General features: G+C 36.2%; 18 protein-coding genes and 2 tRNA genes. 10 read left to right on the top strand and 10 right to left on the bottom strand.

Features of this window, described 5'->3' with window-relative positions:
- Positions 1–40 precede the first annotated feature (40 nt).
- From MMF97_RS05690 to MMF97_RS05705, 4 genes are all read right to left on the bottom strand, one after another.
- Entirely contained in the window at positions 41–787 is a 747-nt protein-coding gene (locus tag MMF97_RS05690) for a head GIN domain-containing protein (protein WP_243360457.1), read from the bottom strand.
- A 58-nt stretch (positions 788–845) separates the two neighbouring features.
- Positions 846–2,510: a M1 family metallopeptidase gene (locus MMF97_RS05695; protein ID WP_243360459.1), complete on the bottom strand. Its 1,665-nt coding sequence runs from the start codon at positions 2,508–2,510 to the stop codon at positions 846–848.
- Positions 2,511–2,519: 9 nt separating this feature from the next.
- Positions 2,520–4,391, bottom strand: coding sequence for a CocE/NonD family hydrolase (locus MMF97_RS05700; RefSeq protein ID WP_243360461.1), 1,872 nt, complete (start codon positions 4,389–4,391; stop codon positions 2,520–2,522).
- A gap of 120 nt (positions 4,392–4,511) precedes the next feature.
- Entirely contained in the window at positions 4,512–9,323 is a 4,812-nt protein-coding gene (locus MMF97_RS05705; protein WP_243360463.1) for a RecQ family ATP-dependent DNA helicase, read from the bottom strand.
- Positions 9,324–9,666: 343 nt separating this feature from the next.
- Between MMF97_RS05705 and lpdA the strand changes: the two genes are divergently transcribed.
- Positions 9,667–11,073: a dihydrolipoyl dehydrogenase gene (gene lpdA, locus MMF97_RS05710; protein WP_243360465.1), complete on the top strand. Its 1,407-nt coding sequence runs from the start codon at positions 9,667–9,669 to the stop codon at positions 11,071–11,073.
- A gap of 121 nt (positions 11,074–11,194) precedes the next feature.
- Complete coding sequence (locus tag MMF97_RS05715; protein WP_243360466.1) at positions 11,195–12,385, top strand: MFS transporter; 1,191 nt, start codon at positions 11,195–11,197, stop codon at positions 12,383–12,385.
- Between the two features lie 476 nt (positions 12,386–12,861).
- On the opposite strand, the gene MMF97_RS05720 is transcribed toward MMF97_RS05715, so the two are convergent.
- From MMF97_RS05720 to MMF97_RS05735, 4 genes are all read right to left on the bottom strand, one after another.
- A complete protein-coding gene (locus MMF97_RS05720; RefSeq protein ID WP_243360468.1) occupies positions 12,862–16,026 on the bottom strand; it encodes an efflux RND transporter permease subunit in 3,165 nt (1,054 codons plus the stop codon).
- A 95-nt stretch (positions 16,027–16,121) separates the two neighbouring features.
- A complete protein-coding gene (locus MMF97_RS05725; protein ID WP_243360469.1) occupies positions 16,122–17,186 on the bottom strand; it encodes an efflux RND transporter periplasmic adaptor subunit in 1,065 nt (354 codons plus the stop codon).
- A 31-nt stretch (positions 17,187–17,217) separates the two neighbouring features.
- The gene (locus MMF97_RS05730; protein WP_243360472.1) at positions 17,218–18,546 is read right to left on the bottom strand and encodes a TolC family protein; all 1,329 of its coding nucleotides are present in this window, start codon (positions 18,544–18,546) and stop codon (positions 17,218–17,220) included.
- An 11-nt stretch (positions 18,547–18,557) separates the two neighbouring features.
- Positions 18,558–19,187, bottom strand: coding sequence for a TetR/AcrR family transcriptional regulator (locus MMF97_RS05735; protein WP_243360474.1), 630 nt, complete (start codon positions 19,185–19,187; stop codon positions 18,558–18,560).
- 260 nt (positions 19,188–19,447) lie between these two features.
- Here MMF97_RS05735 and murB point away from each other — a divergent pair, with 260 nt between their 5' ends.
- The 4 genes from murB (at position 19,448) to MMF97_RS05755 (ending at position 22,170) form a co-directional block, all read left to right on the top strand.
- Entirely contained in the window at positions 19,448–20,461 is a 1,014-nt protein-coding gene (gene murB, locus MMF97_RS05740) for a UDP-N-acetylmuramate dehydrogenase (protein WP_243360476.1), read from the top strand.
- Between the two features lie 139 nt (positions 20,462–20,600).
- Positions 20,601–21,119, top strand: coding sequence for an RNA polymerase sigma factor (locus tag MMF97_RS05745; protein ID WP_243360478.1), 519 nt, complete (start codon positions 20,601–20,603; stop codon positions 21,117–21,119).
- Between the two features lie 135 nt (positions 21,120–21,254).
- Positions 21,255–21,938 carry a lycopene cyclase domain-containing protein gene (locus MMF97_RS05750; protein WP_243360480.1) on the top strand — a complete coding sequence of 228 codons (684 nt, stop codon included), beginning with the start codon at positions 21,255–21,257 and terminating at the stop codon, positions 21,936–21,938.
- Positions 21,931–22,170 (top strand): cytochrome b5 domain-containing protein, encoded by a 240-nt coding sequence (locus MMF97_RS05755; protein WP_243360482.1) that lies wholly within the window; start codon positions 21,931–21,933, stop codon positions 22,168–22,170. The genes MMF97_RS05750 and MMF97_RS05755 overlap by 8 nt, the downstream gene beginning before the upstream one ends.
- Before the next feature lies 1 nt (position 22,171).
- On the opposite strand, the gene MMF97_RS05760 is transcribed toward MMF97_RS05755, so the two are convergent.
- Complete coding sequence (locus tag MMF97_RS05760; RefSeq protein WP_243360484.1) at positions 22,172–23,611, bottom strand: TlpA family protein disulfide reductase; 1,440 nt, start codon at positions 23,609–23,611, stop codon at positions 22,172–22,174.
- A gap of 135 nt (positions 23,612–23,746) precedes the next feature.
- Between MMF97_RS05760 and MMF97_RS05765 the strand changes: the two genes are divergently transcribed.
- Together MMF97_RS05765 and MMF97_RS05770 are read left to right on the top strand one after the other, a co-directional pair.
- Positions 23,747–24,307: an RNA polymerase sigma factor gene (locus MMF97_RS05765; RefSeq protein ID WP_243360486.1), complete on the top strand. Its 561-nt coding sequence runs from the start codon at positions 23,747–23,749 to the stop codon at positions 24,305–24,307.
- 4 nt (positions 24,308–24,311) lie between these two features.
- Complete coding sequence (locus MMF97_RS05770; protein WP_243360487.1) at positions 24,312–24,887, top strand: hypothetical protein; 576 nt, start codon at positions 24,312–24,314, stop codon at positions 24,885–24,887.
- On the opposite strand, the gene MMF97_RS05775 is transcribed toward MMF97_RS05770, so the two are convergent.
- Positions 24,884–25,807 (bottom strand): PfkB family carbohydrate kinase, encoded by a 924-nt coding sequence (locus MMF97_RS05775; RefSeq protein ID WP_243360489.1) that lies wholly within the window; start codon positions 25,805–25,807, stop codon positions 24,884–24,886. The genes MMF97_RS05770 and MMF97_RS05775 overlap by 4 nt on opposite strands.
- Before the next feature lie 142 nt (positions 25,808–25,949).
- Between MMF97_RS05775 and MMF97_RS05780 the strand changes: the two genes are divergently transcribed.
- A tRNA-Asn gene (locus MMF97_RS05780) sits at positions 25,950–26,023 on the top strand.
- A gap of 71 nt (positions 26,024–26,094) precedes the next feature.
- A tRNA-Asn gene (locus tag MMF97_RS05785) sits at positions 26,095–26,168 on the top strand.
- Positions 26,169–26,401 lie beyond the last annotated feature (233 nt).

A 26,401-nucleotide genomic window follows, 5' to 3' on the forward strand; every position in this document is an offset into this window, starting at 1 on the left:
GGTATCAATTATTGATATTAAACTTGTGTGTATTCAAAAATTAAATTCTTTTTACTTTACCACTGCCAAATGTTTTTTGTGTAACACTGGCATTCCCTTTATAGTTTACACTGCCTGAACCGCTAATTAAAGCATCAATGTTGCCATTTGTGGTTACATTTACATTACCCGAACCGCTGATAACAGCAGACAAATCGCCTACCTCAAAGCCGGATTTAGGTAAAGAACCCGATCCACTTAAAGTAACAGAAGCATCATCAGCTTTTCCGGTTACATTTAAAGTACCCGAACCACTTACTACAGCATTCAGTTTATTTACATTTACTTTTACATTCATGTTTCCAGAACCGCTCAATGTAGCATTTAAAGCATCTTCGTTAATAGTTCCATTAACTGTTATGCTACCATCGCCACTCATCACTAAGTTTCTGATCTTTTTAGCAGTTATATAAGCAACGATTTTCTTGCCTTGGTATTTTCTTGCCCAACTGGTCCAGCTGATCTGAGGTCTGATGATCAGAGTAGAACCTTTAATTTCACTCACCAGGGTTGATATGGCTTCCTGATCGCCCTCAAATCTTAGGCTTTCAGTATTGCCTAAGGTAATCACAACCTGTAAAGGTCCGCCAGAGGCAACGCCTTCAAAGTTTTTCACCTTTCTTTCATCACCCGAAGCATTCTGGGTAAATTTTGTATTGAAAGGCAATGCAGAAACAGAGTAGGAAGAAAAAGCCAGTCCTATAGCAATTGCCGATATCCATAGTGGTTTAAGAGACTTATGTATCATAATTCGGTTTTTTCTATAAGACGGTTTTCTAATCTAAAAGTTGCATGAATAAAAAAAATTATTCAGCCTTTTTAATATTAATGTAGAAATTCTGTTCGGCTTTAAAATTATCATTGTTAACAGACGGATCAACAGCAATAGATTTCCATTCGTTGGTTGGATATATTAAACTGTAGGTATCAGCTTTCAATGAAACCTTAACGGGCATATCAAAATCCTTCACATCGGTTACCCAGCGATAAGCTAATTTACCATCACTGATCTTGTATTCCAACGTAGGGATTTTGCTGTAACGCAAGTACTGATCAAATACTTTATCCAGTTTTAAACCACTTTTTTGGGCAATATAATCTTCAATCTGTTTGGTGGTTACAGTCTGGTGATAAAAAGTCGAACCTAATCCTCTTAGGATCTGTCTGAATTTTTCATCGTTATCAACAAGTTGTCTGATGGTATGAATAATATTAGATCCTTTGTTGTACATATCCTGAGAACCTTCCTGATTCACATTATAAGGACCGATAATAGGGGAACGGTTACCAATACCTCTTCTTAAGCCTATTACATATTCGTTTCCAGCTTTTTTACCCTGTGTATAATCTACAAATAGGGTTTCAGAATAATCGGTAAACCCTTCATGTACCCACATATCGGCAATGTCTTTAGAGGTAATATTATTGCCAAACCATTCGTGGCCAGATTCATGTACAATGATATAATCCCAGCTTAAGCCATGGCCGGTTCTGCTAAGGTCTCCACCTCTATAGCCTTTTTTGAACTCATTGCCATAAGCAACGGCACTTTGGTGCTCCATCCCTAAATGTGGTGCCTGTACCAGCTTATAGCCATCTTTATACCATGGATACGGGCCAAACCAGTACTCAAATGCTTTCAGCATGGTTTTTACATCAGCATCCCAATGCGGGCGTGCTTTTGCGCTATCTTCTTTAAGCGACCAGAAATCAAGGCTTAATTTCCCTTTCTCGCCATCATAAGTGTCTGTCCAATGTGCATATTTACCAATGTAAAAAGCAACGTTGTAATTGTTAATTGGGTTAGATACAAACCAGTTGGCTTGTTTATAGCCATCTTTTTGTGGTTTTATAGAACGTAAACGACCGTTGGCTATAATGTCAAGATCTTTAGGTGCACTAACGCTGATCAACATGCTGTCAACCTCATCACTTTGATGGTCTTTGTTAGGCCACCATACGCTTGCGCCTAAACCCTGGCAGGCAACAGATACAAAAGGATTGCCTGATTTGTCTTTTTCGAAAATAAAACCTCCATCCCATGGCGGATTTTTGGCCACTCGGGGTTTGCCGCTATAAAAAACCGTAAAATTGTCTTTGCTTCCTTTTTTTAGCGTAGAAGGGAAGGTTACAAAAACAGCATTGGCTTCGCGGGTAAAAGGAACGGATTTACCTTTATATTCTACTCTTTCTACTTTAAGGTTTTCAAAAAGATCGAATTGTAATTTATTAAAATCCTGTGTGGCTGTAAATGCAAATAGGTTAGAGCCGCTTACAGATTGGTTGTCTATATCGATTTTAACATCTAAGTGATAATAATTGATATCATAGCAGGTACGCAACGGAGTTAGCATGCCCCTTAAAGTATCTGCTTTTGTAAATTGCCTATTGCCCCTCAAAAGCTGGGCATTGGCCTGGAACGAAAGCATTAAGATGAAAGCTAATGCTATGGTTAAACAGGTTTTCTTCATTGTGTGTTATTAGTGTTTTAGGATTGGTAATACAATATATGAGGCGTTCTGATCGTCGTGATAGATTTTATGCGTCGCTTTTTGGAAATCAGATGGCTGTGCTTCATAGATATTCATGAATTTTTGCGGATTTCTGTCGGCCAGTGGGAACCATGAGTTTTGAATCTGGATCATTATTCTGTGTCCTTTTTTAAAGGTGTGGCCCACATCAGGTAAAGCATAGTTCACTTTGGTTGGCATATTAGGGGTAAAAGGTTCAGGATTTTCAAAACTGTTGCGATACTTGCCTCTTAAAATTTCGCCTCTTACCAGCATCTGGTAACCACCCATAATTAAATTCTTAGGATTTGGTTTAGGATTAGGTGAATTTTCAGGAAGAACATCAATCAGTTTTACAACATAATCCGCATCAGTACCCGTAGTTGCTACAATCAGATTGGCAATAACTGGCCCGGTAAGTGTAATATCTTCCTGTAAAACATCTGTTTGATACACCATTACATCAGGGCGTTGAGCTGCAAAACGTTGATCATCTATCATATACTCTCTTGAACGGTTTTCATAAATCCCTGCCTGGAAAGGAACCGGTTTTGCCGGATCGCTTACATATTCGTCAAAGCTGTTTTTGGCCGAAGGCTTTTCAAAAGAAAGTTTTCCGTTAGGCCATAAATAAAGGTTTCTGTTTTCTGCTTCTTTAGGTGGCCAGGTGTCAAATTTTTTCCATTGGTTACTGCCTGAAATAAATATATTGGCCTCTGCTGCATTGAAACTGCCTTCACCCTTTAAGTAAAATTTAAAGAAAGGTAGCTCTAAATTTTCCTGATAATACAAACTGGTTGGTGTGCCAAAATTAATGTCGCCAAAGCTGCTGCCTTCACCTCTTACCCAGCCACCATGAAACCATGGGCCAGCCACAAGGATATTGTTTGCACCAGGACTTTGTTTCTCAATGGTTTTATAAGTAGTAAAAGCGCCGTATGCATCTTCTGCATCAAAAAAGCCACCTACAGTCATTACAGCAGGTTTAACATTGGTTAAATGCCTGGTAATTTGTCTGGCTCGCCAGAAAGTATCCAGATTAGGATGTTTAAATAAATTGTTCCAAAATTTGATACTGTCTGCAAAGTATTTGTCTTTTAAGTTTTTTACCGAACCTGCCTGTAAATAAAACTGATAGCTATCTTTTACCGGGAACTTAAACGGTTTAGGTCCCTGGTCTGGTGTAATAGGTTTTGGTCTTGGAACGCCAAAAGAGCTCATAAATTTAAAGGCATCCATTAAAAATAATGCGCCGCCATGATGAAAATCATCACCAATGAACCAATCGGTAACCGGAGCCTGTGGTGATACGGCTTTTAAAGCAGGATGTGCATTAGGTAAAGAGGTGGTCGAATAAAAACCCGGATATGAAATTCCGTATATACCCGCTTTTCCGTTATTGTTTTTAATATTCTTTACCAACCAATCAATGGTATCGTACGTATCGGTACTTTCGTCTATTGCTTTTTTGCCTTTTTCGGTGGTTTGAGGTCTGATATCTTCAAAATTACCTTCGCTCATCCAGCGTCCTCTTACATCCTGATAAACAAAAATAAAGCCCTCACGCATCATAGCCGGAAAATTGCCCAATGATTTTTTATACTCGTTTTCACCATAAGGGGCAACGGTATAGGGTGTGCGATTAATCAAGAAAGGATATTTCTTGCCCTGATCTTTAGGGATATAGATAGAGGTAAAGAGTTTTACCCCATCACGCATGGGAATTAAACGTTCTATTTTGGTGTAATTATCTCTTACATAGGCAGAATCTGTTTGTTGTGCAAATGCAGAAATGGATAAAACAATAAAGGAAATAAAAAGAAGAGACTTGAATAGTTTCATGATCAGTTATAATTGTTTTTTAAATATAGGCAATATCAATAAAGTTAAAAGTAAAAGCTTTGTTAAAGAGGGTTAGGTCAAAACAACTAGAGCTTGGCAATAGATGAAGATTTTGAGAGATTAATTTCTTTGAAATAGAAGTTCGGGTAAAATAATTTTTATTTCTACTTCTGTTTCTTCTTTTTTCCAGTAAACGATGAAATTTACTTTTGCGCTTTTCAACTTATAGTTTTTAGCTTTCATTTTTTCAATTTGTTCAACAAACTGTTTAGAGAATTTCAAGATAGATTTTCTGTTTTTATCTAAGCATTCATCTCCATTTAAAATAAGTTCGTCTCCGCTTGTGATTTGGACAATTAAATGTTGCTTATTTATGAAATAGTCTAGCCAAACATCTTTTAAAGATAAGTGCATTACTAATTCATTAGGTTGTAAATGAATTTCTTCGTTTTCTATACGTTCTAAGTTCTCTGCTACAAGGTTGTCAAGAAAATTTGAGTTAAAGTGAATTGTCATGTTTCTTTTTGCTCTTGTCATTGCAACATATAAAAGTCGTTTGTCTTCGTCTGTCGTTGGGTTGAAGTTTTCAAGCATTAAAAAAACATTGTCAAACTCTCTTCCTTTAGCTTTATGCATTGTTGAAACAAAAATAGTTTCACCATTTTCGTTGTAGAAATCTTCAAGTTTCGATTCCCTTATGAAAACTTCTAAATCTGACTTGTATTTTCTTGTTGGGTTTGATGCTTCAAATTCTTTGATAATGTTTCCAAGGATTTCCAATTTGGTACTATGTCGATATTTGCTTACTACTTCTAGTTTTGCAGTTTGCCAAGTTTCATCATTAATAACATAAACATCGTTAGCCAAATTTAAGTGACTTAAAAAATATCGGACTTCGTTAAGATTATATAAGTTGAAACCATCATTTGACTGAATTAATTTTGCCTGTGTATTATTTTTTAAAAGCAATCCAGCAATTTGTAATGCATCTTCATTTATTTTTGTTAGTACACAAGTTGTACCTGAAAGTTCTGTTTTAAGAATATCTTGTACAAGTGGATTGATGAGGTGTTCGCTGTGATGACGTACTATTTTTATTTGTCCATTATCGTTTTGTTTCGCAATAATTGGGATTTGTTTGAGCCGGTGAGAAATTCGTTTGACAAATTGGTTTGTAAGATCGACAAGATTACTTTTACTTCTGTAGTTTTCTATTAATTCATGTTTAGCTGCGTTATTTGAATTAATAAATTGTTCAAGATGCTTTGAGCTTGCGCCTCTAAATTCATAAATATTTTGGTCATCATCGCCTACTGCAATCACTCTCATTTCTTCATTTTGTTCCATTAAAGCGCTTATCAATCCAAACTCGTCCTCATCCATATCTTGTGCTTCGTCAATTACCAAAACAGTTTTTGTTATCCGACTTGCTTCAACTTCATTGTTTTTTATTTTTTGAATAGTCTTTTTTACTATTTCACTAGATTTTTCCAAACTGCCAACTTTACCCAACAAATCAAAACAATAAGAGTGGAAGGTTTTTATTTCGATGTAATTCGCAGCATTTCCAATTAATTTAAGCAGCCGCTTTTTAAATTCGGTTGCTGCTGCCCTTGAAAACGTAATCATTAGCAATTGCTCGTGTTTTACGTCTTCCATTAAAAGCAAAGAAGCCAGTTTGTGAACCAAAACTCGTGTTTTTCCACTTCCAGGGCCAGCAGCAATAGCAATGTGCTTGGTCTCATTGTCATTGATGATTTTTAATTGTGTTGGAGAGAGTTCTCCAAAAAGTTGTTTGAATTTTGAAGGTGTGATATTCCGCTTGATTTCGTTTTGTCTACTTCCTTTAAAATACTTGTTGAGGAATGAAGAGTAATTTAATTGAAAATAATCTTCTACAAATTGTAAAGCATTTTTGTAGTCGTCAATCATTTTGGTGGCATACTCGCCCACAATGTGAATTTGCTGGATTTTGCTTTCGTAAAACTGATGAAGTTTTTGATAATCTTCTTTTGTGTACTGTTTTTTATTGTTTTGCTCTGTTCGTTCAATGGTTAAACGATTATATACCACTAAGAAGCCGCCTTCAATTTTTATAGCTTCAATTCTTGATAAATAAAATAAAGTGTCTTCGACATCATCAAGATTGATATCTACTTTAAATAGATTAGAACTTGTATCGTAGGTTTTTTTTAATTCATGAACAGAAAATTCAACCAATACTTCGTCTCTACTCAAATCGTCTTTCGACGCATTTACATTACTTTTTTCGTAGAGAAATTCAACAATGAATTTTGCTAACGCATGTCGTTTCTGTAATTTATCAATTAAGAATTCTTTTGAGTGTAGAGAAGCAGCAGCAATGTGGTTTTTTGATTCTAGGTTTTTTCGTTTAATCCAATTTTTAATCGCCCAAAAATTGATAATGGTTTTAATTTTGTTAGTACTGATATCGACCAGTCCTTTTTCTTCTGCTTGTCCATTCAATTCTTTAATATGAAGTACTTTTTCTTGTTCTTCAAAAATAGGGAGCAAAAAGTTTTCAATTTTACTGAATGCTTCGAGAATATTGAAGGAGCGATTTTTGTTTTCTCCTTTTTTTATGAAAGCAGTTAAATCCTTTGCATCTGCTAAAATTTTTTCTTCACGTAAAAGGTTTATAATGTTTATTACTTCTTCTTTAACAATTCCTAAATGGTCGCTAATGTAATCAATTCTTGATTCTGCACTTTCATCATTTAAATGTTTTCTACTCTTGCTAGAAAAAAGCTTTTTGATAATTCTAATGGCCTTTGCTTTTTTGTTATCGGCAAATTTTTCCGAAACATTGATCTTATCAATCGCTTCTTGGGCATTTTTTGAAAGAATACTATTGGCAAAAACTCTTGGCATATTCTGCCCCCGCTTCAAATATCCTGCATCTTCTAGCGCAGCAATGGCTGTTGTTACCCTTGTTTCAATCTCGGCAACATTATCATCCCAACCAGCTATTCTTGCAATTTCCAAAGCAGAATTTGAAACCTTTGCACGAAATTTTGTTATTTCTTTTATTGCTTTCCAAATCTGCTGAATTTCTTTGATAGATAATTTAGTTTGATTTAAAAGGATAAAGTGTTTGCTTAAATCTTCTTCGTTAAATAATACAAAGCACTCGGCGGTAATGCTTTCATCTCGTCCTGCTCTGCCAGCTTCCTGAACGTAATTTTCTAGTGAATCGGAAATTTCAAAGTGAATAACCATTCCCACATCTTTTTTATCAACGCCCATTCCAAAAGCAGATGTTGCTACCATTATTTGAGTATCACCGTTGATAAATGAGTTTTGATTTTCAGACTTTTCAGCCTTATCCATTTTTCCATGATAAGCTTTTACACTGAAACCGTCTTTGAATAGTCTTTCGGCAAGTAAAAATGCCTTTCGTGTTCTTGAAACATAAATAATGGTAGGGCAATTTTTTAGCTCAATTAAATCGCGAACTGTCTGATATTTATCTTCTTCGTCTCCTTTTGCATAAACTTTATACTGGAGATTTGTTCGTGACGCTTTTGAAGTAAACAATTCCAGATTAATGGAAAGTTTTTCTCGAAAATAATCTTGAATGTCTTCAATGACTTTTTGCTTTGCAGTAGCAGTGAAACAAGAAACAGGAATGCTGTCTTCAAGATTTTTCTTTTCTTGAATTGATTTAATGAAATCCCCGATGTATAAATAATCTACCCTAAAGTCTTGTCCCCATGAAGAAAAGCAGTGCGCTTCGTCGATAACAAAACGTGAAATTTTTCTTCCCAGAACTAAACGCTCAATAGTTTTTGAGCGCAATGATTCTGGTGATATGTAAAGAAGGGAAGCTGAACCATTTTCAACTCTCTCAAAAGATTTTGCTCTTTCAATCGGGTCAAGTAGACCATTAATGGTAACCGCATCTGTAATACCAATTTTTTCAAGATTGTCAACTTGGTCTTTCATTAACGATTGCAAGGGTGAGATAACGATGGTCAAAGCTTTTGAATTCTCTCCACTCATTAACGCTGGAACTTGAAACGTAATTGACTTTCCTCCTCCTGTAGGAAAAACGGCAAGAATAGATTTGTTATCAATCGCAGCTTTAACAGCTTTTTCTTGTAATGGCTCGTCTCCGTATTTTCTATAAGAATCAAAACCAAAAAATCTTTTTAGTCCCTTATTTGCGTCTAAAACTTCGTTGCAATAATTACAGCCGCTAAGGCAAGGGTTGTTCCGTAAACGAAACATTATCCGTTCAACTTCTGGATAATTTTTTAAAACCCAGGGAGGAGTTATCGAATGTATTTTTTTATGCTGAATGAAAGAATTGACTAATGATAAACAGTATGCAAGTTCAATTGGATTTTCTGAAGTTTCTTTTTCTAAAGAAACTTGCTCGCAAATTTCATTTTTAAATTTTAATCGGATTAGTTTTTCAGTTTCTGTGCTGGAGCTGAAATATCCGATAAAGCGAAAAAAAGCCTGAAACTCTTTTTTGCTATGCAACAATAAGTAGAGAATTTGCTGAAAGGTATCATCAATTTGTTTGAAAGCAGCGATTTCGTCATTTAACAAATCTCGAGCTTTGATTGAATCATTTAGCGGATTGTTATTGTCTTCAGATTGTAACTTATCGTCTTTAAGTAATGAGTGATAAGGATTTGTTGGAAAAATAAGAGGCGAAAGAAACAAAGTGTCAATGATGTTAGCTGAGTTTATTCCTACATCTTGAAGTGCTTGTCTAATGTATTTGATATCATGATTGAAAATATTATGCCCGCAAATAAATTGCGTTCCATTGAGGAACTGTGTAAATTCAGCTACTGAGGTTTTGTGAAAAAGAGCTCCATTATCCCTGATACTTCCAATATCAAGAATTTTACCACTTTTGGGCTCAATCTCTGTATCAATAAATGCAATTGTTTTCAAGCGAATTCAGAAAATATGATTGATAAATATACTTTTTTTTTATATCGCTACAACATTCAAGTTTTAGTAGAAAGAACTTTGTTATATATAGCTCTGGTATTTGGTTATTCTTTGTTTAGATATTTACTTTTAGCAATGTCCTGCTAGATTGACATGAAGTTGAATTTTTAACAGCAGTAAAGCCTGGCTTGGGCAGTTAATGTTGCTTTTCAAAAAAGAACTTTATAAAATGTATTATCGGTAGTTTCAGGACCACAACTAAGTTTTTACAACATTAAAACACTTAACTTTTGGTGTTTAAGTGCTAAAACGTACATTTGCCTTAATAAAAAAATAAAATCTTATGCAATACGATGTAGTTGTTATAGGCTCGGGCCCGGGCGGTTATGTAGGTGCCATCCGTTGTGCACAATTGGGTTTAAAAACAGCAATAGTTGAAAAATATAAAACCTATGGAGGTACCTGCTTAAATGTAGGATGTATTCCTTCAAAAGCATTATTAGATTCTTCAGAGCATTACCATAATGCAGCACATACTTTTACTACACATGGTATCAACTTAAAAGACTTAAAAGTTGATATGAAGCAGATGATTGCCCGTAAAGATGATGTAGTGGCGCAAAATACTGCAGGTATTACTTATCTGTTTAAAAAGAACAAAATCGATGCGTTTGAAGGTGTAGGCTCTTTCGAAGATAAAAACACGATCGTAGTAACCAAGGCTGACGGAACTACAGAGAAAATAACAGCTAAAAACGTAATTATTGCAACGGGTTCTAAACCTACAGCATTGCCATTTTTACCAGTAGATAAAAAACGGATCATTACTTCAACAGAAGCCTTAAATTTAAAAGAGGTGCCTAAAACAATGATTGTAATTGGTGGTGGAGTAATTGGTTTAGAATTAGGTTCTGTATATGCCCGTTTAGGAACAAAAGTTACTGTGGTTGAATTTGCGGGATCAATTATCAGCACCATGGATGGTGGTTTAGGCAAAGAATTGCAAAGGGTGCTTAAGAAAACCTTAGGAATGGAATTCTTATTGAACCATAAAGTAACCGGAGCTGCTGCTAAAGGTAAAACAGTAACCGTAACTGCTGATAACGCTAAGGGTGAACCTGTTAAATTAGAAGCAGATTATTGCATTGTAGCTGTAGGCAGAACGGCATATACTGAAGGATTAGGTTTAGAAAAAATTGGTGTTGCGCTTGATGAAAGAGGTAAAAAAGTACCGGTAAATGATCATCTTGAAACTACTGTACCAGGTGTTTACGCTATTGGTGATGTGGTTAAGGGTGCTATGTTAGCGCATAAAGCTGAAGAAGAAGGTGTTTATGTGGCTGAGCGTATAGCCGGACAAAAGCCACATATCAATTATAACTTAATTCCCGGTGTAGTTTATACTTGGCCAGAAGTTGCTTCTGTTGGTCAAACAGAAGAGCAATTGAAAACAGCTGGTGTTAAATATAAAGTAGGCTCTTTCCCTTTCAAAGCCAGCGGACGTGCAAAAGCAAGTATGGATACAGATGGTTTTGTTAAAGTATTGGCTGATGAGCAAACAGACGAAATTTTAGGTGTACATATGATTGGCCCACGTGCCGCCGATATGATTGCTGAAGCAGTTGTAGCCATGGAGTTCAGAGCTGCAGCAGAAGATGTTGCAAGAATATGCCATGCGCACCCAACTTTTACAGAGGCGATGAAAGAAGCCGCTTTGGCAGCTACTGCAAACAGGGCAATACACATTTAATTTGATCAATTGATTATAAATTAAATCCCCTGAGCATAGCTTGGGGGATTTTTATTTACAAGGAATTAACCCGATTATCGGCTTGGTTATTGCGGTTGACTTATGCTTAAATATTACTTTAATGTCGCAGAAAATGAATGAAACCGTACCGCAAAATGCTGAAATAAATCATCCTTATGGGAAGAAAAGAACCAGATTGGCGGTTTCTTTATTTTATTACGGGCAGGGTGTTTGTTTTGCAAGCTGGGCCAGCCGTATAGCTGATATTAAATCGAACTTACATTTATCTGATGCGCTTTTAGGAAGTATTTTACTGGCCTTACCTTTAGGTCAATTAATTACCATGCCCTTATCGGGCAAGCTTACGGCAACCTATGGTAGTAAAAAAATACTCACGTTTGCAACTCCGTTTTATGCTTTGGCCCTTGTATCCATTGCTTTTGTAAATGCAGGCTGGCAATTGCCTGTAGCCTTATTGTTTTTTGGCATATCGGGTAACTTGTGTAATATCTCATTAAATACACAGGCAGTGGCGGCCGAAAATTTTTATGGTAAACCTATCATGTCTTCTTTTCACGGTTCATGGAGCTTAGGCATGTTTAGCGGAGCTTTGATTGGCTTACTGATGATGAATTTACAAGCCGGCTTATTTACACATTTTGCGGTAGTAGCTGCATTAACATGGCTGCATATCAGCATTAACCATAAATTTTTAGTAAAAGGAAGCAAACCTACCGCTGAGAAGAAAACCAAAATATTTGTGAAACCTCCTTCGGTACTGGTACAGCTGGGAATTATTGCATTTTGTAGTATGGCTACAGAAGGAGCCATGATGGATTGGAGTGGCGTTTATTTTAAAGAAATTGTTCAGGCTCCTGCCCGTTGGGTAATTCTAGGCTATGCTTCTTATGCGGCTACCATGACTTTTGGTCGTTTTCTGGGAGACAGGGCCATTGCTAATTATGGACGAAAACGCATGTTGCAGGTTAGTGGTATTATTATTTCTGTAGGCATGGCTATATCCGTTGCTTTTCCTTATCTCATTTCGGCAACTATAGGTTTTATGTTGGTAGGTATCGGGGTTTCGGTAATTATACCGATGATTTATAGCATTGCAGGCAACCACCAGAAAGTACCTTCGAGTGTGGCCATTGCTATGGTATCCAGTATAGCCTATTTTGGCTTTTTAATGGGGCCGCCACTTATTGGTTATATTTCAGAGCTGTCGAGCTTAAAGTATTCTTATGCTTTGATAGGTTGTTTTGGCATCTTAATTACGGCTATGGTATCTAAACTGAGTGCGATTAGGTAAAAAAGCTATTTCGTTATGCTGAACTTCCTGAAGTGTTGGGGAAAGCTATTTCGAGCATCTTTATCCATTGGCCATATAGATCCTGAAACAAGTTCAGGACGACGAAGAAGCAGGGATGACGCTATACTGAATTAATATAATGCGTCATGCTAACCACGAAGATAGCCATAAGGTCATAAATAAAAAATAAACCGTTATACTGAACTTTCCGATTGGCTTCGAGGCAAAAACTATTTCAACATATTACTTGAAGAATATAGACTCTGAAATAAATCCAGAGTGACGTTAAAAGAAAGCCCGTTATGCTGACTACGATTAGCTACGAGGTCATAAATAAAAATAAACCCGTCATGCTGAATTTATTTCGGCATCTTTATCTATAGGGATATAGATCCTGAAACGAGTTCAGGATGGCAATAAAAATAAAAAGGGGATCCTGTAACAGGTCCCCTTTTTGGATTTATTTGTATGTGAAATTAATGTTCCCACTCATTTACATCTTTATGGTCATAAGGCTCAACCATCAATTCTTCAATAGTTTTCCCTTTCTTATCGAAACCGAACTTGTGTAACAGGTTATCAAAAATCTGATACATCACCGGTACAACCACCAGAGTTAAGAAGAGCGAACTCGTTAAACCTCCAATAATTACCCAGGCCAAACCATTTTTCCAGTCGGCACCTGCACCACTTGCTAATGCAATAGGCAACATACCGATAACCATGGCAATGGTGGTCATTAAGATGGGACGTAAACGAGCATGATTGGCTAAAATCAAGGCTTCGTGAGTAGATTTGCCTTGCGCTTTCATGTGGTTGGTAAAGTCAACCAGAATAATCGCGTTCTTGGCTACCAGACCCATTAGCATGATGAAACCTAAGATAGTAAAGATACCTAAAGCATTATTGGTTAATGCCAGCGCTAGTAAAGCTCCAATTAAAGCCAGTGGTAAAGAGAACATTACCACAAAAGGATAAACAAAACTATCATATAGTGCCACCATAATAAGGTAAACCAAGATAATTGCGGCTAATAAGGCAATACCTAAAGTACCGAAACCTTCACTTTGGTTTTCCTGATCACCAGACCAGAAGAAGCTAATGCCAGCAGGTTTTTGCATTTTATCTAGTTCTTTTTGGAAATCTGCAACCACCGAACCTGTAGGTCTGCCTACGGTTTGCGATTGTACAGTAACCGAAGTCGATTTATTTAAACGCTCCAGTAAACTTGGTCCAGAACCTTCTTTAATATCAGCAAATTGTGAAAGTTTGATCTGTTGGCCAGCAGAATTTACGAATATCAGATTACGAACATCATCAATGTCCTTACGGTCAAAATCCTGATATTGAATATTGATATCGTACTCGTACTCACCCTGACGGAATTTACCATCTGTGTTACCTGCAAAAGCAGTTTGCATAGTGGTACCTACAGTAGATAAGTTTAATCCTAAGGCTGCCATTTTATCACGGTCCACCTTAACGTTGATCTCTGGCGTTCCTTTCTCTACTGAAAGTTTAGTTTGTGTAGCTCCGGGAATTTTCGCCAATACTTTCTCTGCTTTTTGAGCAAATGCTAAAACTGTGTCTAACTCTGAACCCATTACAACCAACTGAATAGGCGCATTATCTGCTGTACCTAAAATACCGATAGGAACCGTTTTAATTTTAGCACCCACCAATACTTTTTGTAAATCACGAGTATAGGTAGTAGAGATGATATCAGAGGATACATTGTTGCGCTCTGGTTTATCTACCAATTTCACGTTAATCTCAGATTTATAAGCGGTAGCTGTAGTACCACCCATGCCTTCACTCGATTGTCCAACGGTAGTGATCATCTGAACAACCTCTTTTTTAGTGCTTAAATAGTTTTCAGCTTTTTGGGTATAGAGGTTAGTTTGCTCTAAAGAAGCATCTTTAGGCAACTCTATTTGCAGTAAGAACTCACCTTTATCAGATTTAGGGAAAAACTCAAAACCAATGTAGCCCGCTCCCAGTAAACCACAAGAAGAAAGGAATAATACCACCATGGTAATTAATGTGATGGCTTTGTGTTTAAGAGTCCATTCTAACACTCTGGTTACCCACTGCGTAAATCTATGTAATTGTTTTTCGAACCAGAGAATGAACTTACCAAAGAAGCTTTTACCTTCAATACGTTCTAATTTACCAAAACGAGAGAAAATTAGCGGTACAATGGTAAACGACGCAACCAAAGATAATAAGGTAGAAATAATTACCACCACACAGAATTGGCGTAAGATGTTGGCCACCATACCGGTACTTACCGCAATAGGGAAGAACACCACCACAATTACGAAAGTGATGGAAACTACGGTGAAACCAATTTCGCGAGTAGCATCTGTTGCTGCACGTACTTTGTTTTTGCCCATCTCCATGTGACGCTGGATGTTCTCCAGAACTACGATTGCATCATCCACTAGAATACCTACTACCAGAGATAAACCCAGTAAAGACATCAGGTTTAAGGTATAGCCAAATAGTGAGATACCAATAAACGTAGCGATTAACGACGCAGGAATAGAAATCATTACAATTACTGCGTTACGCAAGCTATGTAAGAAGAAAAGCATTACCACAGCTACCAATACAACCGCCAGCATTAAATCGTGGATTACTGCATCGGCAGATTGCAGGGTATAAACCGAACTGTCATTTACAATCTTGATATCTAAATTGATGTCTTTGTAATCATTTTTAAGCTTTTCAATGATCGCTTTAGTGCCTTCACTTACGGTTACCGCATTAGCATCGCTCTGCTTAATAATTTGTAGAGCAATGGAGTTGGCTCTGTTGATACGAGCAATTTTTTCAGTTTCTTTTTGTGTATCCTGAACATCGGCAATATCTCTCAAACGCACTTGTGCACCATCTTTGCTGGTACTTACTACCAAGTTGCGCATTTCTTCTACGTTGGCGTATTTACCTGATAAACGCACCAAAATGTCTTGGGCTTTAGTTTTTACGCTACCTGTAGGGAAATCTAAGTTGGAAGCTAAAATGGCCTGTTGTACCGCAGGTACAGATAAACCATATCCTTGCATGGCTTTTGCATCTAAAGCTACTTTAATTTCACGTTCAGAACCACCAATTAAGTTTACCTGTGCTACACCCGATACACGAGAAATGATAGGTGCAATACGCTTATCCATCAAGTCGTAGAACGAAATATCGTCCATTTTGGCGGATGCAGACATGGTAATCACAGGGAAATCGTCTAAAGAGAATTTACTCAACGAAGGCTGTTTCACGTCATCTGGCAAGGTGGCCAAAATAGCATTTACTTTTCTTTGTGCATCATTTAAGGCAATATCTATTTGTGCGTTTTCGTTAAGGGTAATAATTACCACCGATAGGCCTTCATAAGAGTTTGCGTTAATTTTCTTGATGTTTTCCATCGAAGAAACTGCATCTTCAATTTTTTTAGTAACGGTACTTTCTACCTCATTTGGCGAAGCACCCGGATAAATAGTAGAGATAGATACCACGTTTGGAGAGAACTTAGGTAAAAGCTCATATCCTAGCGAGAAATAACTCAATAAACCTAGCAGGGTGAGTGCGGTAAATACCACAATTACCAGCGAAGGTCTTTTTATAGATATATCAGTAATTTTCATCTTTTTTGTATTGCGTTTGGCGTATCACGATTAGCATTTGGCATTTGCTAGTTTTAGCACTCTGCTTTTGCTTAAGCTTTTCGTTTTTAACTTTTTTACTTAATTACAGTAACAGGAGCACCTTCGGTTAGGTTAATCTGGCCACTTGTAATTACAGTTTCTCCTTCTTTTAGGCCATCTAAAATTTCTACAGACTCTCCTAAAATACGACCTGAAACTACTTTACGTAACTCAGCTACGTTTTTAGAGGTGTTTAGCACATAAACTTCATTACTGCTCACACTGCCTACAAAAGAAGTACGTGGAACTAAAATAGCCGGTGCCTGTTTAGGGAATTTGAATAAAGCTGTGCCATACATACCTGCTCTTAAGCTGTTTTTAACATTATTGGTTACCTCAACTTCTATAGGGAAGTTTAACGTTTGATCAGCTTTTGCTGCAATAAAAGTTACTTTGCCCGAAAAACTTTCGTTAGGGAAAACCGAAGATTGAATTTGAACAGCATCACCAATTTTCAAGTTAGCCACTTGCCCCTCGTTAACGTTTACTTTCAATTTCAATTTAGAAACATCAACCAGTTCAAATAATGGTGTACCAGGAGATACTACTGCTCCTACTTCAATCATTTTCTTGTTTACAACACCGTTGATAGATGAACGGATATTGGCGTCGCTTAATTTACGTTGTTGTTGTTGCAGGCGTAATTTAGCATTTTCTGCAGCAAGTCTGGCCTGATCTAATTGTTGTTGAGTTACACCACCAGTTTTGAAAGAACTTTCATAACGAGCCAGGTCTCTCACTGCATTTTGATAAGTAGCTTCTGCAGTTTCTCTGTCTGTGTTTAAAATTTCAGCATCAATTCTAGCTAAAACTGTTCCTTTGCTTACGCGACTACCTTCCTCTACAAATATTTTGGTTACACGACCAGAGTTTTCAGCACTAAAATTCAATTCTTGATTTGGCGCAAAAGTTCCGTTTACAGTAAAGTCTAAGTTAATCTCTTTACGTTCAACATTAGCTACTTTTACCGCAATTGCACCACTGCCTTTGGCAATAAAATCAGTAGTTTCTTGTGCTTTCTTTTTATTGTTGTTCAATACATAGCCAATTGCAGCCAATACTACAATTACTACGAGAATGATGGTTATTACTCTTTTCATTTTATCTGATGTTATTTCTTCTGTATTTGATTTATTGTACCAAGGTTCTGATGTCGCCTTTAGCTTTAATTAATTGTATTTCTGCTATTTTATAATTTAATAATGCTTGTGTGTAGCTATTTTGAGCTTGTGTTAAAGCATTTTCAGTATCTAAAAGATCAGTTAAAGAAGCCAATCCGTTGTTGTAGTTGTTTTGGGTACTTGTGTAAATTTCTTTAGCTAATTCCGCATTTTTCTTTTGAGATTTAATGGTGTTGATGCTGTTTCTCAATTGGATTTTTGCATTTTCATAAGCAAAGTTCAATGAGTTTTTAGTTAAAACGATGTCTTCATCTGCCTGCTTAAGATCTATATCTGCCTGACGAACTTTTGATCTGGTTAAGAAGCCGTTAAAAATAGGTACATGTAAAGTAACACCTATGGCAGAAGATCCAAAACCAATGGCATCTTTGCTACTTCTCAGAAAGTCGAAACTATCAGACTGACTAGCATAAGTATAATTAGCGGATAAAGCCAGGCTTGGATAATACTCAGCAACATAAGCTTTACGTTGTAAGGTTAGCAAGCGTTTCTGCACATCTAACAATTTAAATTCTGTACGATTGGCAAGATTCAATGTGTCTGGTAAAACCGGTAAGGCAGTTACTTCTGTAAGCTCTTTTTCAGGCAATGAAATAGGGGTTGCCACAGGCATACCCATAGATAATTTTAACTGGTTTTCAAGCAACGTAATTGCGTTTAAAATCTCTGTTCTGCTGGTATTAAGATTAGTTAAGTTTACACTTATGCGATCAACATCAATCTTTCTGGCTAAGCCATTACTGTACTGGTTGTTGATGATTTTTTCAACTACTTTTACATTTTTGATATTGGTATCAATAACGCTAAGCTGTAAACGGTTTACCAAAATTTGATAGTAGTTATTGGCTACCTGTTCTATTACCTGTTCCTGGGTTAGTTGTGAGTTCAATGCATAATAAGCTTCACTGGATTTTGCTGCTTGCAGACCCGTAAAAACCTGCTGGTTAAACAATTGCTGTTGAAGCTGCACACCTGCTTGCGAATTCCAGGTTTTTCCTAATTTAATGGCTTGATTACCAAACACAATCTGTCCGATAATAGGGTTGTAGGTTAAACCAGTGTTTCCAGAAATTTGTGGAAGTGCCTGAGCTCTTACTTCTTCAGTTTTATATTTTCCTTTATCTATATCTAAAAGTGCCTTTTTAATGTTGGAGTTGTTATCCAGAGCGTAATTAAGGGCGTCTTTAAGCGTAAGGGGTTGCTGTGCCTTTGCAAATTGCGGAAGCCATCCCGCTAAAATCAAAAGACAGGTGAGTTTCGCTATCTTATTTTTAAGCATCTTATTGTTAATTAATTATGAGTGTAGTTTTTGTTTGTTGTTTTTTCGTACTTTTTGATTAAAGCGAGTCCTTTCTCGTTACAAATACCGTGCAAAAAATGTTTGGTTATTTCTATGATAACATTTGCAAGGTTATATCTGTTTTTAGTATATCTCTCATGTGGTCCAAAAATTATATCTATCTGATCTAAGCGTAGTTGTGCAATAATGTCAATATTTAACTCTTCTCGGTAAAGCCCTTCGTGAATACCTCTTTGTAAATTGCTATATACGGCTTCACTAATATGATGTTGTTTAAACTCTTTAAAGATCAGCCATGCCTTGGTATGGTATTTCTGTAAATCATAAAATAATTTCTGATTCATGGTAGAAAGCATACTATCTACATTTTGTAAAGTAAAAAGAACCTCTTCAACAGCATTAGCAGAATTATTGATCTGATACTGTATTTCACATTTGTGATTTGCGATCTTTTCTGTCATCAAGGTATTTACCAATTCGTCTTTATCTTTAAAATGCTGATAAATTGTTTTTTTTGAAATTCCTAAGTGTTTGGCAATGTCATCCATGGTAACACTTTTAAATCCAAATTGACAAAACAATCCATCTGCTTCTTTAATAATATGTGCTTTAATATCCAAACTTGTCTCCTAAAATAAACCGGGCGCAAAACTAAGGAAACTTTTTTTAATTCCAGAGTTTCCTTGTTTAAAATTTTGTCATCTTAGTGTTTATATTTTTATTCCTTCTTACAAAGAGAATTAAAATAATGATACTCTTTTAACTGGTATCGGCGAAATGCCGGAAATAACAGGTGAACAACATTAAAAAATGTTGTAAAAAGCAGAAAGGTTTAAAATTAGTAGAGCTGTATTTTATACTTTTGTATTTTCACTTCGTTATGCTAATAAAACAAGAGATCTCACTTAAGCCTTACAATACCTTTGGTATAGATGTTAAAGCTAAATACTTTGCTGAAATTAAAAATGAACAGGATCTGGAAGAACTGTTCATGAGCAGGGAAGCCAAAGAAGAAAAGCTTTTAATTTTAGGCGGAGGGAGCAACATGCTGTTTACGCAAGATTTTAAGGGACTTGTGGTTAAAATGGCTATAGAGGGTATATCTTATGCACTTAACGGCAATGTGGTTGAACTAATTGCAGGTGCAGGTGTGGTATGGAATGACCTGGTAATGTTTTGCGTAACGAATAATTTTGCTGGACTGGAAAATCTTACTTTAATTCCAGGTACGGTAGGAGCATCGCCCATACAAAATATAGGAGCTTATGGAGTAGAGCTTAAAGATGCTTTTAAGCAATGTAGAGTTTTTGAAATAGCAACAGGCCGGTTTCTGACTTTTAGCTACGAAGACTGCAAATTTGGTTATCGCGACAGCGTATTTAAAAATGAATATAAGGGCAAATACATTGTTACATCTGTAACATTTAATTTAAGTACCGAAGCCCATTTAAAAACGCATTATGGTGCCATCAATGCAGAATTAGAAGCACAGCAAATTACGAAGCCTACCATTGCAGATGTATCAAAAGTTGTGGCTAAGATTAGAGTGAGTAAATTGCCAGATCCTACAACCATAGGTAATGCAGGTAGTTTCTTTAAAAATCCTGTGATTTCAAAAACACAATTTAACCAATTGATTGTTAATTTTCCGGATGTGGTACATTTTGATGTGCCTGATGATCAGGTGAAAATTGCAGCGGGGTGGTTGATTGAACAGTGCGGATTTAAAGGTATAACAGATGGTCATACAGGAACCTGGAAAAATCAGGCTCTGGTTCTGGTAAACCACGGTAATGCTACAGGACAGGAAGTGTATAATTTTTCGGAAAAAATCATCACAGAAGTGTACACTAAATTTGGCGTATGTTTAGAACGCGAAGTGAATGTGTTTTAAATACTTAGCTAAAACGCAGGGAGTAATAATTTCACTAGGTTTTTAACTTTTGGTATCATAGTTGTTAGGTTTTATGTAACTAATTACAGTACACTATTTACTTAGTATTCTGTCTTTTTCTAATTCTAAACCCTACACTATGACACAAGTACAGTTTAACAACCAGTTGAATGAATATTCAGGCTCTCTGCAGTCATTCGCCTTGAATTTTACAAAAGATATTGAAGACGCTAATGATTTAGTGCAAGACACTCTATTAAAAGCGGTAACCTATTATAACAAATTTAAAGAGGGTACCAATTTAAAAGGATGGCTTTTTACCATAATGCGTAATACGTTTATTAACAACTACAGACGCACCATTAAAACCAATGCTATTATTACGCAAAGCGACGATATATCATCAGCGCATCTTTATTACAGTGCATCAAAGAACACGGCAGAAAGAAAGTTTGTTTTAGGAGATATTCATAAAGCGCTAGCTACTTTACAACCTGAGTACCAGGTGCCATTTGTGAAATATTTTGAAGGTTTTAAATATCATGAGATCGCAGATGAACTCAATATTCCTATAGGAACGGTTAAAACCCGTATCCATGTAGCAAGAGGTATTTTAAAAAAATACCTGAAAACTTACGCTACAGAAATGCAACAGTAACATTTTTAAATACCTAATTATAAAAAGCGTTTGAACAGATTAGAGCTATTTTAACTGTTTAAGCGCTTTCTTTATTTTTTAATCATAGCAATCAGCATTAAAATTCTATTTTTGGGCTGCTTAATATTGCTATTCATGAAGTTTTATTTCCTCTTTATTGGTCTGGTTGCCTTAATATTCCCGGTTTTATTTTTGGCCGATAAAAAAGTTACATTTAAGGGTTTGCGAAAACCTGTTTTATGGGCATCTGTAGCTGCATTTGTACCTTATAGTTTGCTTACCGTGTTTTTTGTTTCAGCAGGCTCGTGGGTTTATGAAGATCAATATCTAATTAAAATATTTGTCTTACATGTTCCTGTAGAACATTACTTGCTCAATTTTGCCTTATGTTTTAGCGGTGCTATGGTTTATAGCTATGTTAATCAAAAATTTAACAATAATAATCTACAGAAATACAGCCTGGCATTTAGTAATTTATTGTTGGGTGTATGTGTGGCTTTTATTTTCTTTGCACATAAGTACTCTTTTACCTTAATTGCATTTAGCTTAATGCTGCTTATTTTATTTTTGGTTGAATATGTAGGCAAGCAAAGGTTTATGTATAAATTTTACAGAAGCTTTTTGCTGATGCTGGTCCCTGCTATTGCGGTATTTGGTTTGCTAAAGATGTTACCTATTGTAAAATATCCTTATAGTGATGCACTAAAGGTAGCCATATTTGGAGGAGCTACAGAAAATATTGTGTTATTCTTTGCCATGTTTTTGATTTGTATTTATACTTATGAAGCTGTAAAGCATAAAAAAGAATTGAATGGATAACCTGCCTCATTATACAAAACAGCAATTGGCCTTAAGAAATGGGCAGGATAAACCTCAGGTTTGGGTTGCTTATAAGGGAAAGATATACGATGTTACAGAAAGCCGTTTGTGGAAAAGCGGCAAACATTATGAGCATTGGGCAGGGCAGGACCTTACCGAAGAACTGGCCGATGCACCGCATACGGAGGTAGTGTTTGAAAAATTCGAAATTATAGGAATGCTGACCATATAGTTTATTCTTTTTTTAATGCAGCATTGATCTGTGTAATAAGTTCTTCAGGCTGGTCGGATGGAGTAGCCATAAATATCCTGCCCTTTTTATCAATTAATGTTGTAGTTGGGTAGGCTGCTACTTTATAATCAGATATTATAGGGTGTTTAGTTCCTAACCCTTGAGTATATACATGAATTCCCTGAATGTCAAATTGCTGAAGTGCCTCTAGCCAGTTTTGTTTTGAATCAATGGAAACATTTAGAAAAACAACCTCAGGATAATTTTTAAAATACTCTTTTACAGGTTTTAGTTTTTGAAAAAGAGTATGACAGGGAACGCAATCCTTGAACCAAAAATCTAGCAGTACTACTTTTCCAGCAAGATCACTTAGTTTAAGTATATTTCCTTTTGAATCATTGAGTGCCAATGCTGGAGCTGAAATCCCCTGCTTAAACAAATTATTCACTCTTTGAAAAATGTATCTGCCATACACGGTACTTTCCTTATCTTTCATTGTTTGTGCAATAATTTTTTCCAGATCTTCGCCCTGATTGAGCCGACTAAGATCTCCCTCTAAAAATAAGGTGAGTACTGGTAATTTTAATTTTTCAGAGAGCAAACTGTTTAGAAATATGTATTTATCCAACAGTTGATGTGTGTTATTATTCATTACCATCGATTGATATTCCTTAAATAGCACTGTATATACACTTTCGGCATATCGATCTGAAGATGAAAAAGAATCATCAAAATAAAAAGTCAGATTATTTTCAATAGTTTTTATTGTTTTAGGAGATAGTATATTTTTTTTCGTCGCTAAGATTTGCTGATTGGTTTCATGATAAATGTAACTGGGAATATTATACTTTAAGAGCATGAAAGTACCCATAATATCAGCTTTTAATAGTGTGTGTGCTTGTTCACTCATATAGTGCCGTTGGCTTTGCAACAATGCAAGATTTGCATTCATAGCTGAATCGGCAAAGCGGAACAGATAATCGAGAGGGTATTTGCTAATTTTTGCATTAGCTATTTTTGCTTTCAATCCTGCATTTTTGTTTTGATATAGCCTGTTTTTAAAGTCTGATAAATTGGTAGCGACAATAAATTTTGCTCTAGCTATATTGCTAATGAGAAACGAATCGGGATCTAGAATTAGTCGTTCTTCAGGTTCAATAAGGCCTGAAAGTATCTGATTGCCTCTTTTAATATATAGCCATGCAGGAGTTTCAATTTGCCATTGGCGGATAAGAACATTTTTTTCAAGCAGGAGGTCATATTTACTATATGAACGGGTTATGCTGTTTTGTGTCAGTTGGATCGTAAGAGTATCTGTGCCAGATTGGGATATATTTATTTGTAGAGTAGCAGGTATCTGTGCCGAGCTGGTTAATATAAATGTTAACAGACATGAAATCAATAAAAATACAATGCCAATCCTTTTTAAGTTAATTTTCATAATGTTCGTTTTATAATTTAGTATACGTTTTAAATGCACTATATGTTGGGAGCAGTTAAAACAAAAAATAAAATAATATACAGACCCAACGAATAAGTAAATTGAAGCGTATTGTTAAAAACAATCATTTCATAATTGGATAAACTACACTACGAAACATTAATTGAGGGATGTATTCTGAATCGTCGGGATGCGCAAAAAGCGCTTTATAAAATGTGTTACGAAGAGATGATGAGGTTGTGTATGCGCTATCTTAAAACCCATGATCTTGCTAAAGAAGCCCTAAATAGTGGTTTCTTAAAGATATTCAATAATATAGGAGAATACAATCCTGAAAAAGGAAATCTGATGTCATGGATAAGAACCATATTGATTAGAACCTGTATAGATTTGGAAAGGAAAGAGTTTAGGTTTACACGCATGCAGCAATATCAGGAGAGAGAAGTCGCAATAACACCTGCTATCCTCGAAAAACTTTATGCTCAGGATATATTGTATGCTATCAGGAAATTGCCTACAGCAAGTCAGGTGGTCTTTAATTTATCAGTAATAGATGGTTATTCTCATAAAGAAATAGGAGAGTTATTAGGTATTGGGGAGAGTACTTCCAGGTGGCACTTATCATCGGCTAAAAAACAACTTAGGGAAATACTTTCTGAAAACAATCAATCAAGGGAAAATGAAAGACAGGGATAGACAAATGCAAGAAAATATATGGCAAACGAAGATTGATTCCATTCCGCTACCTGAAAATTCAGATCAGGCATGGGAAGATATGGAGGCTTTGTTAAATACCCACTATCCGGTTACTGAACCGGTGAGGACTGGGGGAGTATTAAAGATCGTTATGACGAAGCTTTTTAGTATGTTGGGATATGTACTGCCCGCTGCAGCTATGGTAACCGTTGGAACATACATGATTATTCCTACTAAGGATAATGAAAAGACCTTACCTCTTCCTTCTCAGATGTCTAAGAAAAGAAAAGTTGATTTACCGGTAAAGAAAGATACTAATCTTAAAAAGGATAGTCTTATACGAGCTAATGAGAACTCAAAGAGTATTTTGATAGATACTATACCTCAAAATAAGATACCATCTATGCGCATTCGTTCTGGTAAAATTCAGCATTTGCAAGAAGAGGTTTTGAATGAAAAAGAAACAGATAGCTCGGTACAGGAAATCATATCAAGATATCGTAAAAGTGCTCCAAACAATGTGAGGAGCACTGAAAATACTGAGGTAAAATCTAATAACAGGGCACGCAAAAGAAATTAATCCTGAATAATTTCAAAACTGCTTAATGCCACAAATTGTTGTATCCTGTTGTTGATTTCTTGTTGAGATAATTCTTTTAAACGTTCGGTTCCAAATTTCTCTACACAGAAAGACGCTAAGGCAGAACCATATATCAATGCATTTTTCATATTGTTGAAATTGATGGTGCCTACTTTAGCCAGATAACCGATAAATCCGCCGGCAAAAGTATCACCTGCTCCGGTAGGGTCAAATACATCTGCTAAAGGTAAAGCCGGAGCCGAGAAGATTTTATCTTCATGGAAAAGAAGTGCACCATGTTCACCTTTTTTAATGATCAGGTATTTAGGCCCCATGGTTAAGATCTTGTTGGCTGCTTTAACTAAAGAATACTCGCCTGATAACTGACGAGCTTCAGAATCGTTAATGGTTAGCACGTCGATCATTTTCAAAGTGTCTAACAAGTCGCCCATCATAATGTCCATCCAGAAATTCATGGTATCTAATACAATCAGTTTCGGACGGTTCTTTAATCTCTTAATTACGGTCTGTTGTATTTGAGGTGTAAGATTGCCTAACATCAGGTATTCGCAATCCTGGTAACTATCAGGAATAATCGGATCAAAATTCTCCAGTACATTAAGTTCTGTAATCAAAGTATCGCGGCTGTTCATATCATTGTGATATTTTCCGCTCCAGAAAAATGATTTTTCCCCTTCTTTTATTTGAAGCCCTTCGGTATCAATTCCTCTGTTATTTAAAGTCTGGATATCTTCTTTTTTAAAATCATCACCTACAACAGCAACAATTTTTGTTTTATCATACAGGTACGAAGCAGCTAAACTGGCAAATGTTGCTGCTCCTCCTACTATTTTATCGGTTTTGCCAAAAGGTGTTTCAATGGCATCAAAAGCTACTGTACCTATGATTATCAGGCTCATACGTTAAGTTTTATAAATTTTAAATTTTTTTTCGCTACAAATATTGCATAAATAATTTAAAAGCCCTAATATTGCATTCCCAAAACGAACGAGGGTGTTTTGCATAACAGAGCATCTAAAGGCGTTTTAGCAATACCAGCACTCCCGAATAGCTCAGCTGGTTAGAGCATCTGACTGTTAATCAGAGGGTCGCTGGTTCGAGCCCAGCTTCGGGAGCAAAGCCTTACAATAGTAGGGCTTTTTATTTGAAAGATTGATAACCGATAATATTTTTCCATTATGGAAATTCCCGAATAGCTCAGCTGGTTAGAGCATCTGACTGTTAATCAGAGGGTCGCTGGTTCGAGCCCAGCTTCGGGAGCTGCTGGTCTGCATGTCTGCAGACAAATAAAACCCCATTTCTAGCTCATAGGATGGGGTTTTTTCATTTGACGAAATCTTGAGGTCTAGTTTTGAGTGTGAGCTAATTTGCACTTATTAATTCTGCTGGATATCTTTTTGGATTGGCGTAGCTAAGTACAAGTGTGGATTGGTGTGTGGTTTTGGTACTAAGGACTTACGTTGAAGAAAGAAGCTATGAATGGGAGTGAATGA

This window comes from Pedobacter montanisoli, from assembly GCF_022809115.1.
Taxonomy (GTDB): Bacteria; Bacteroidota; Bacteroidia; order Sphingobacteriales; family Sphingobacteriaceae; genus Pedobacter; species Pedobacter montanisoli.

Excerpts from the sequence above, each read along its gene's own strand:
- MMF97_RS05750 (WP_243360480.1), top strand. The coding sequence starts at position 21,255 with ATGAAGTTTTATTTCCTCTTTATTGGTCTGGTTGCCTTAATATTCCCG.
- MMF97_RS05725 (WP_243360469.1), bottom strand. The coding sequence starts at position 17,186 with ATGAAAAGAGTAATAACCATCATTCTCGTAGTAATTGTAGTATTGGCT.
- MMF97_RS05745 (WP_243360478.1), top strand. The coding sequence starts at position 20,601 with ATGACACAAGTACAGTTTAACAACCAGTTGAATGAATATTCAGGCTCT.
- MMF97_RS05720 (WP_243360468.1), bottom strand. The coding sequence starts at position 16,026 with ATGAAAATTACTGATATATCTATAAAAAGACCTTCGCTGGTAATTGTG.
- MMF97_RS05775 (WP_243360489.1), bottom strand. The coding sequence starts at position 25,807 with ATGAGCCTGATAATCATAGGTACAGTAGCTTTTGATGCCATTGAAACA.
- lpdA (WP_243360465.1), top strand. The coding sequence starts at position 9,667 with ATGCAATACGATGTAGTTGTTATAGGCTCGGGCCCGGGCGGTTATGTA.
- MMF97_RS05695 (WP_243360459.1), bottom strand. The coding sequence starts at position 2,510 with ATGAAGAAAACCTGTTTAACCATAGCATTAGCTTTCATCTTAATGCTT.
- MMF97_RS05715 (WP_243360466.1), top strand. The coding sequence starts at position 11,195 with ATGTCGCAGAAAATGAATGAAACCGTACCGCAAAATGCTGAAATAAAT.
- MMF97_RS05755 (WP_243360482.1), top strand. The coding sequence starts at position 21,931 with ATGGATAACCTGCCTCATTATACAAAACAGCAATTGGCCTTAAGAAAT.
- MMF97_RS05700 (WP_243360461.1), bottom strand. The coding sequence starts at position 4,391 with ATGAAACTATTCAAGTCTCTTCTTTTTATTTCCTTTATTGTTTTATCC.
- MMF97_RS05690 (WP_243360457.1), bottom strand. The coding sequence starts at position 787 with ATGATACATAAGTCTCTTAAACCACTATGGATATCGGCAATTGCTATA.
- MMF97_RS05730 (WP_243360472.1), bottom strand. The coding sequence starts at position 18,546 with ATGCTTAAAAATAAGATAGCGAAACTCACCTGTCTTTTGATTTTAGCG.
- MMF97_RS05760 (WP_243360484.1), bottom strand. The coding sequence starts at position 23,611 with ATGAAAATTAACTTAAAAAGGATTGGCATTGTATTTTTATTGATTTCA.
- murB (WP_243360476.1), top strand. The coding sequence starts at position 19,448 with ATGCTAATAAAACAAGAGATCTCACTTAAGCCTTACAATACCTTTGGT.
- MMF97_RS05770 (WP_243360487.1), top strand. The coding sequence starts at position 24,312 with ATGCAAGAAAATATATGGCAAACGAAGATTGATTCCATTCCGCTACCT.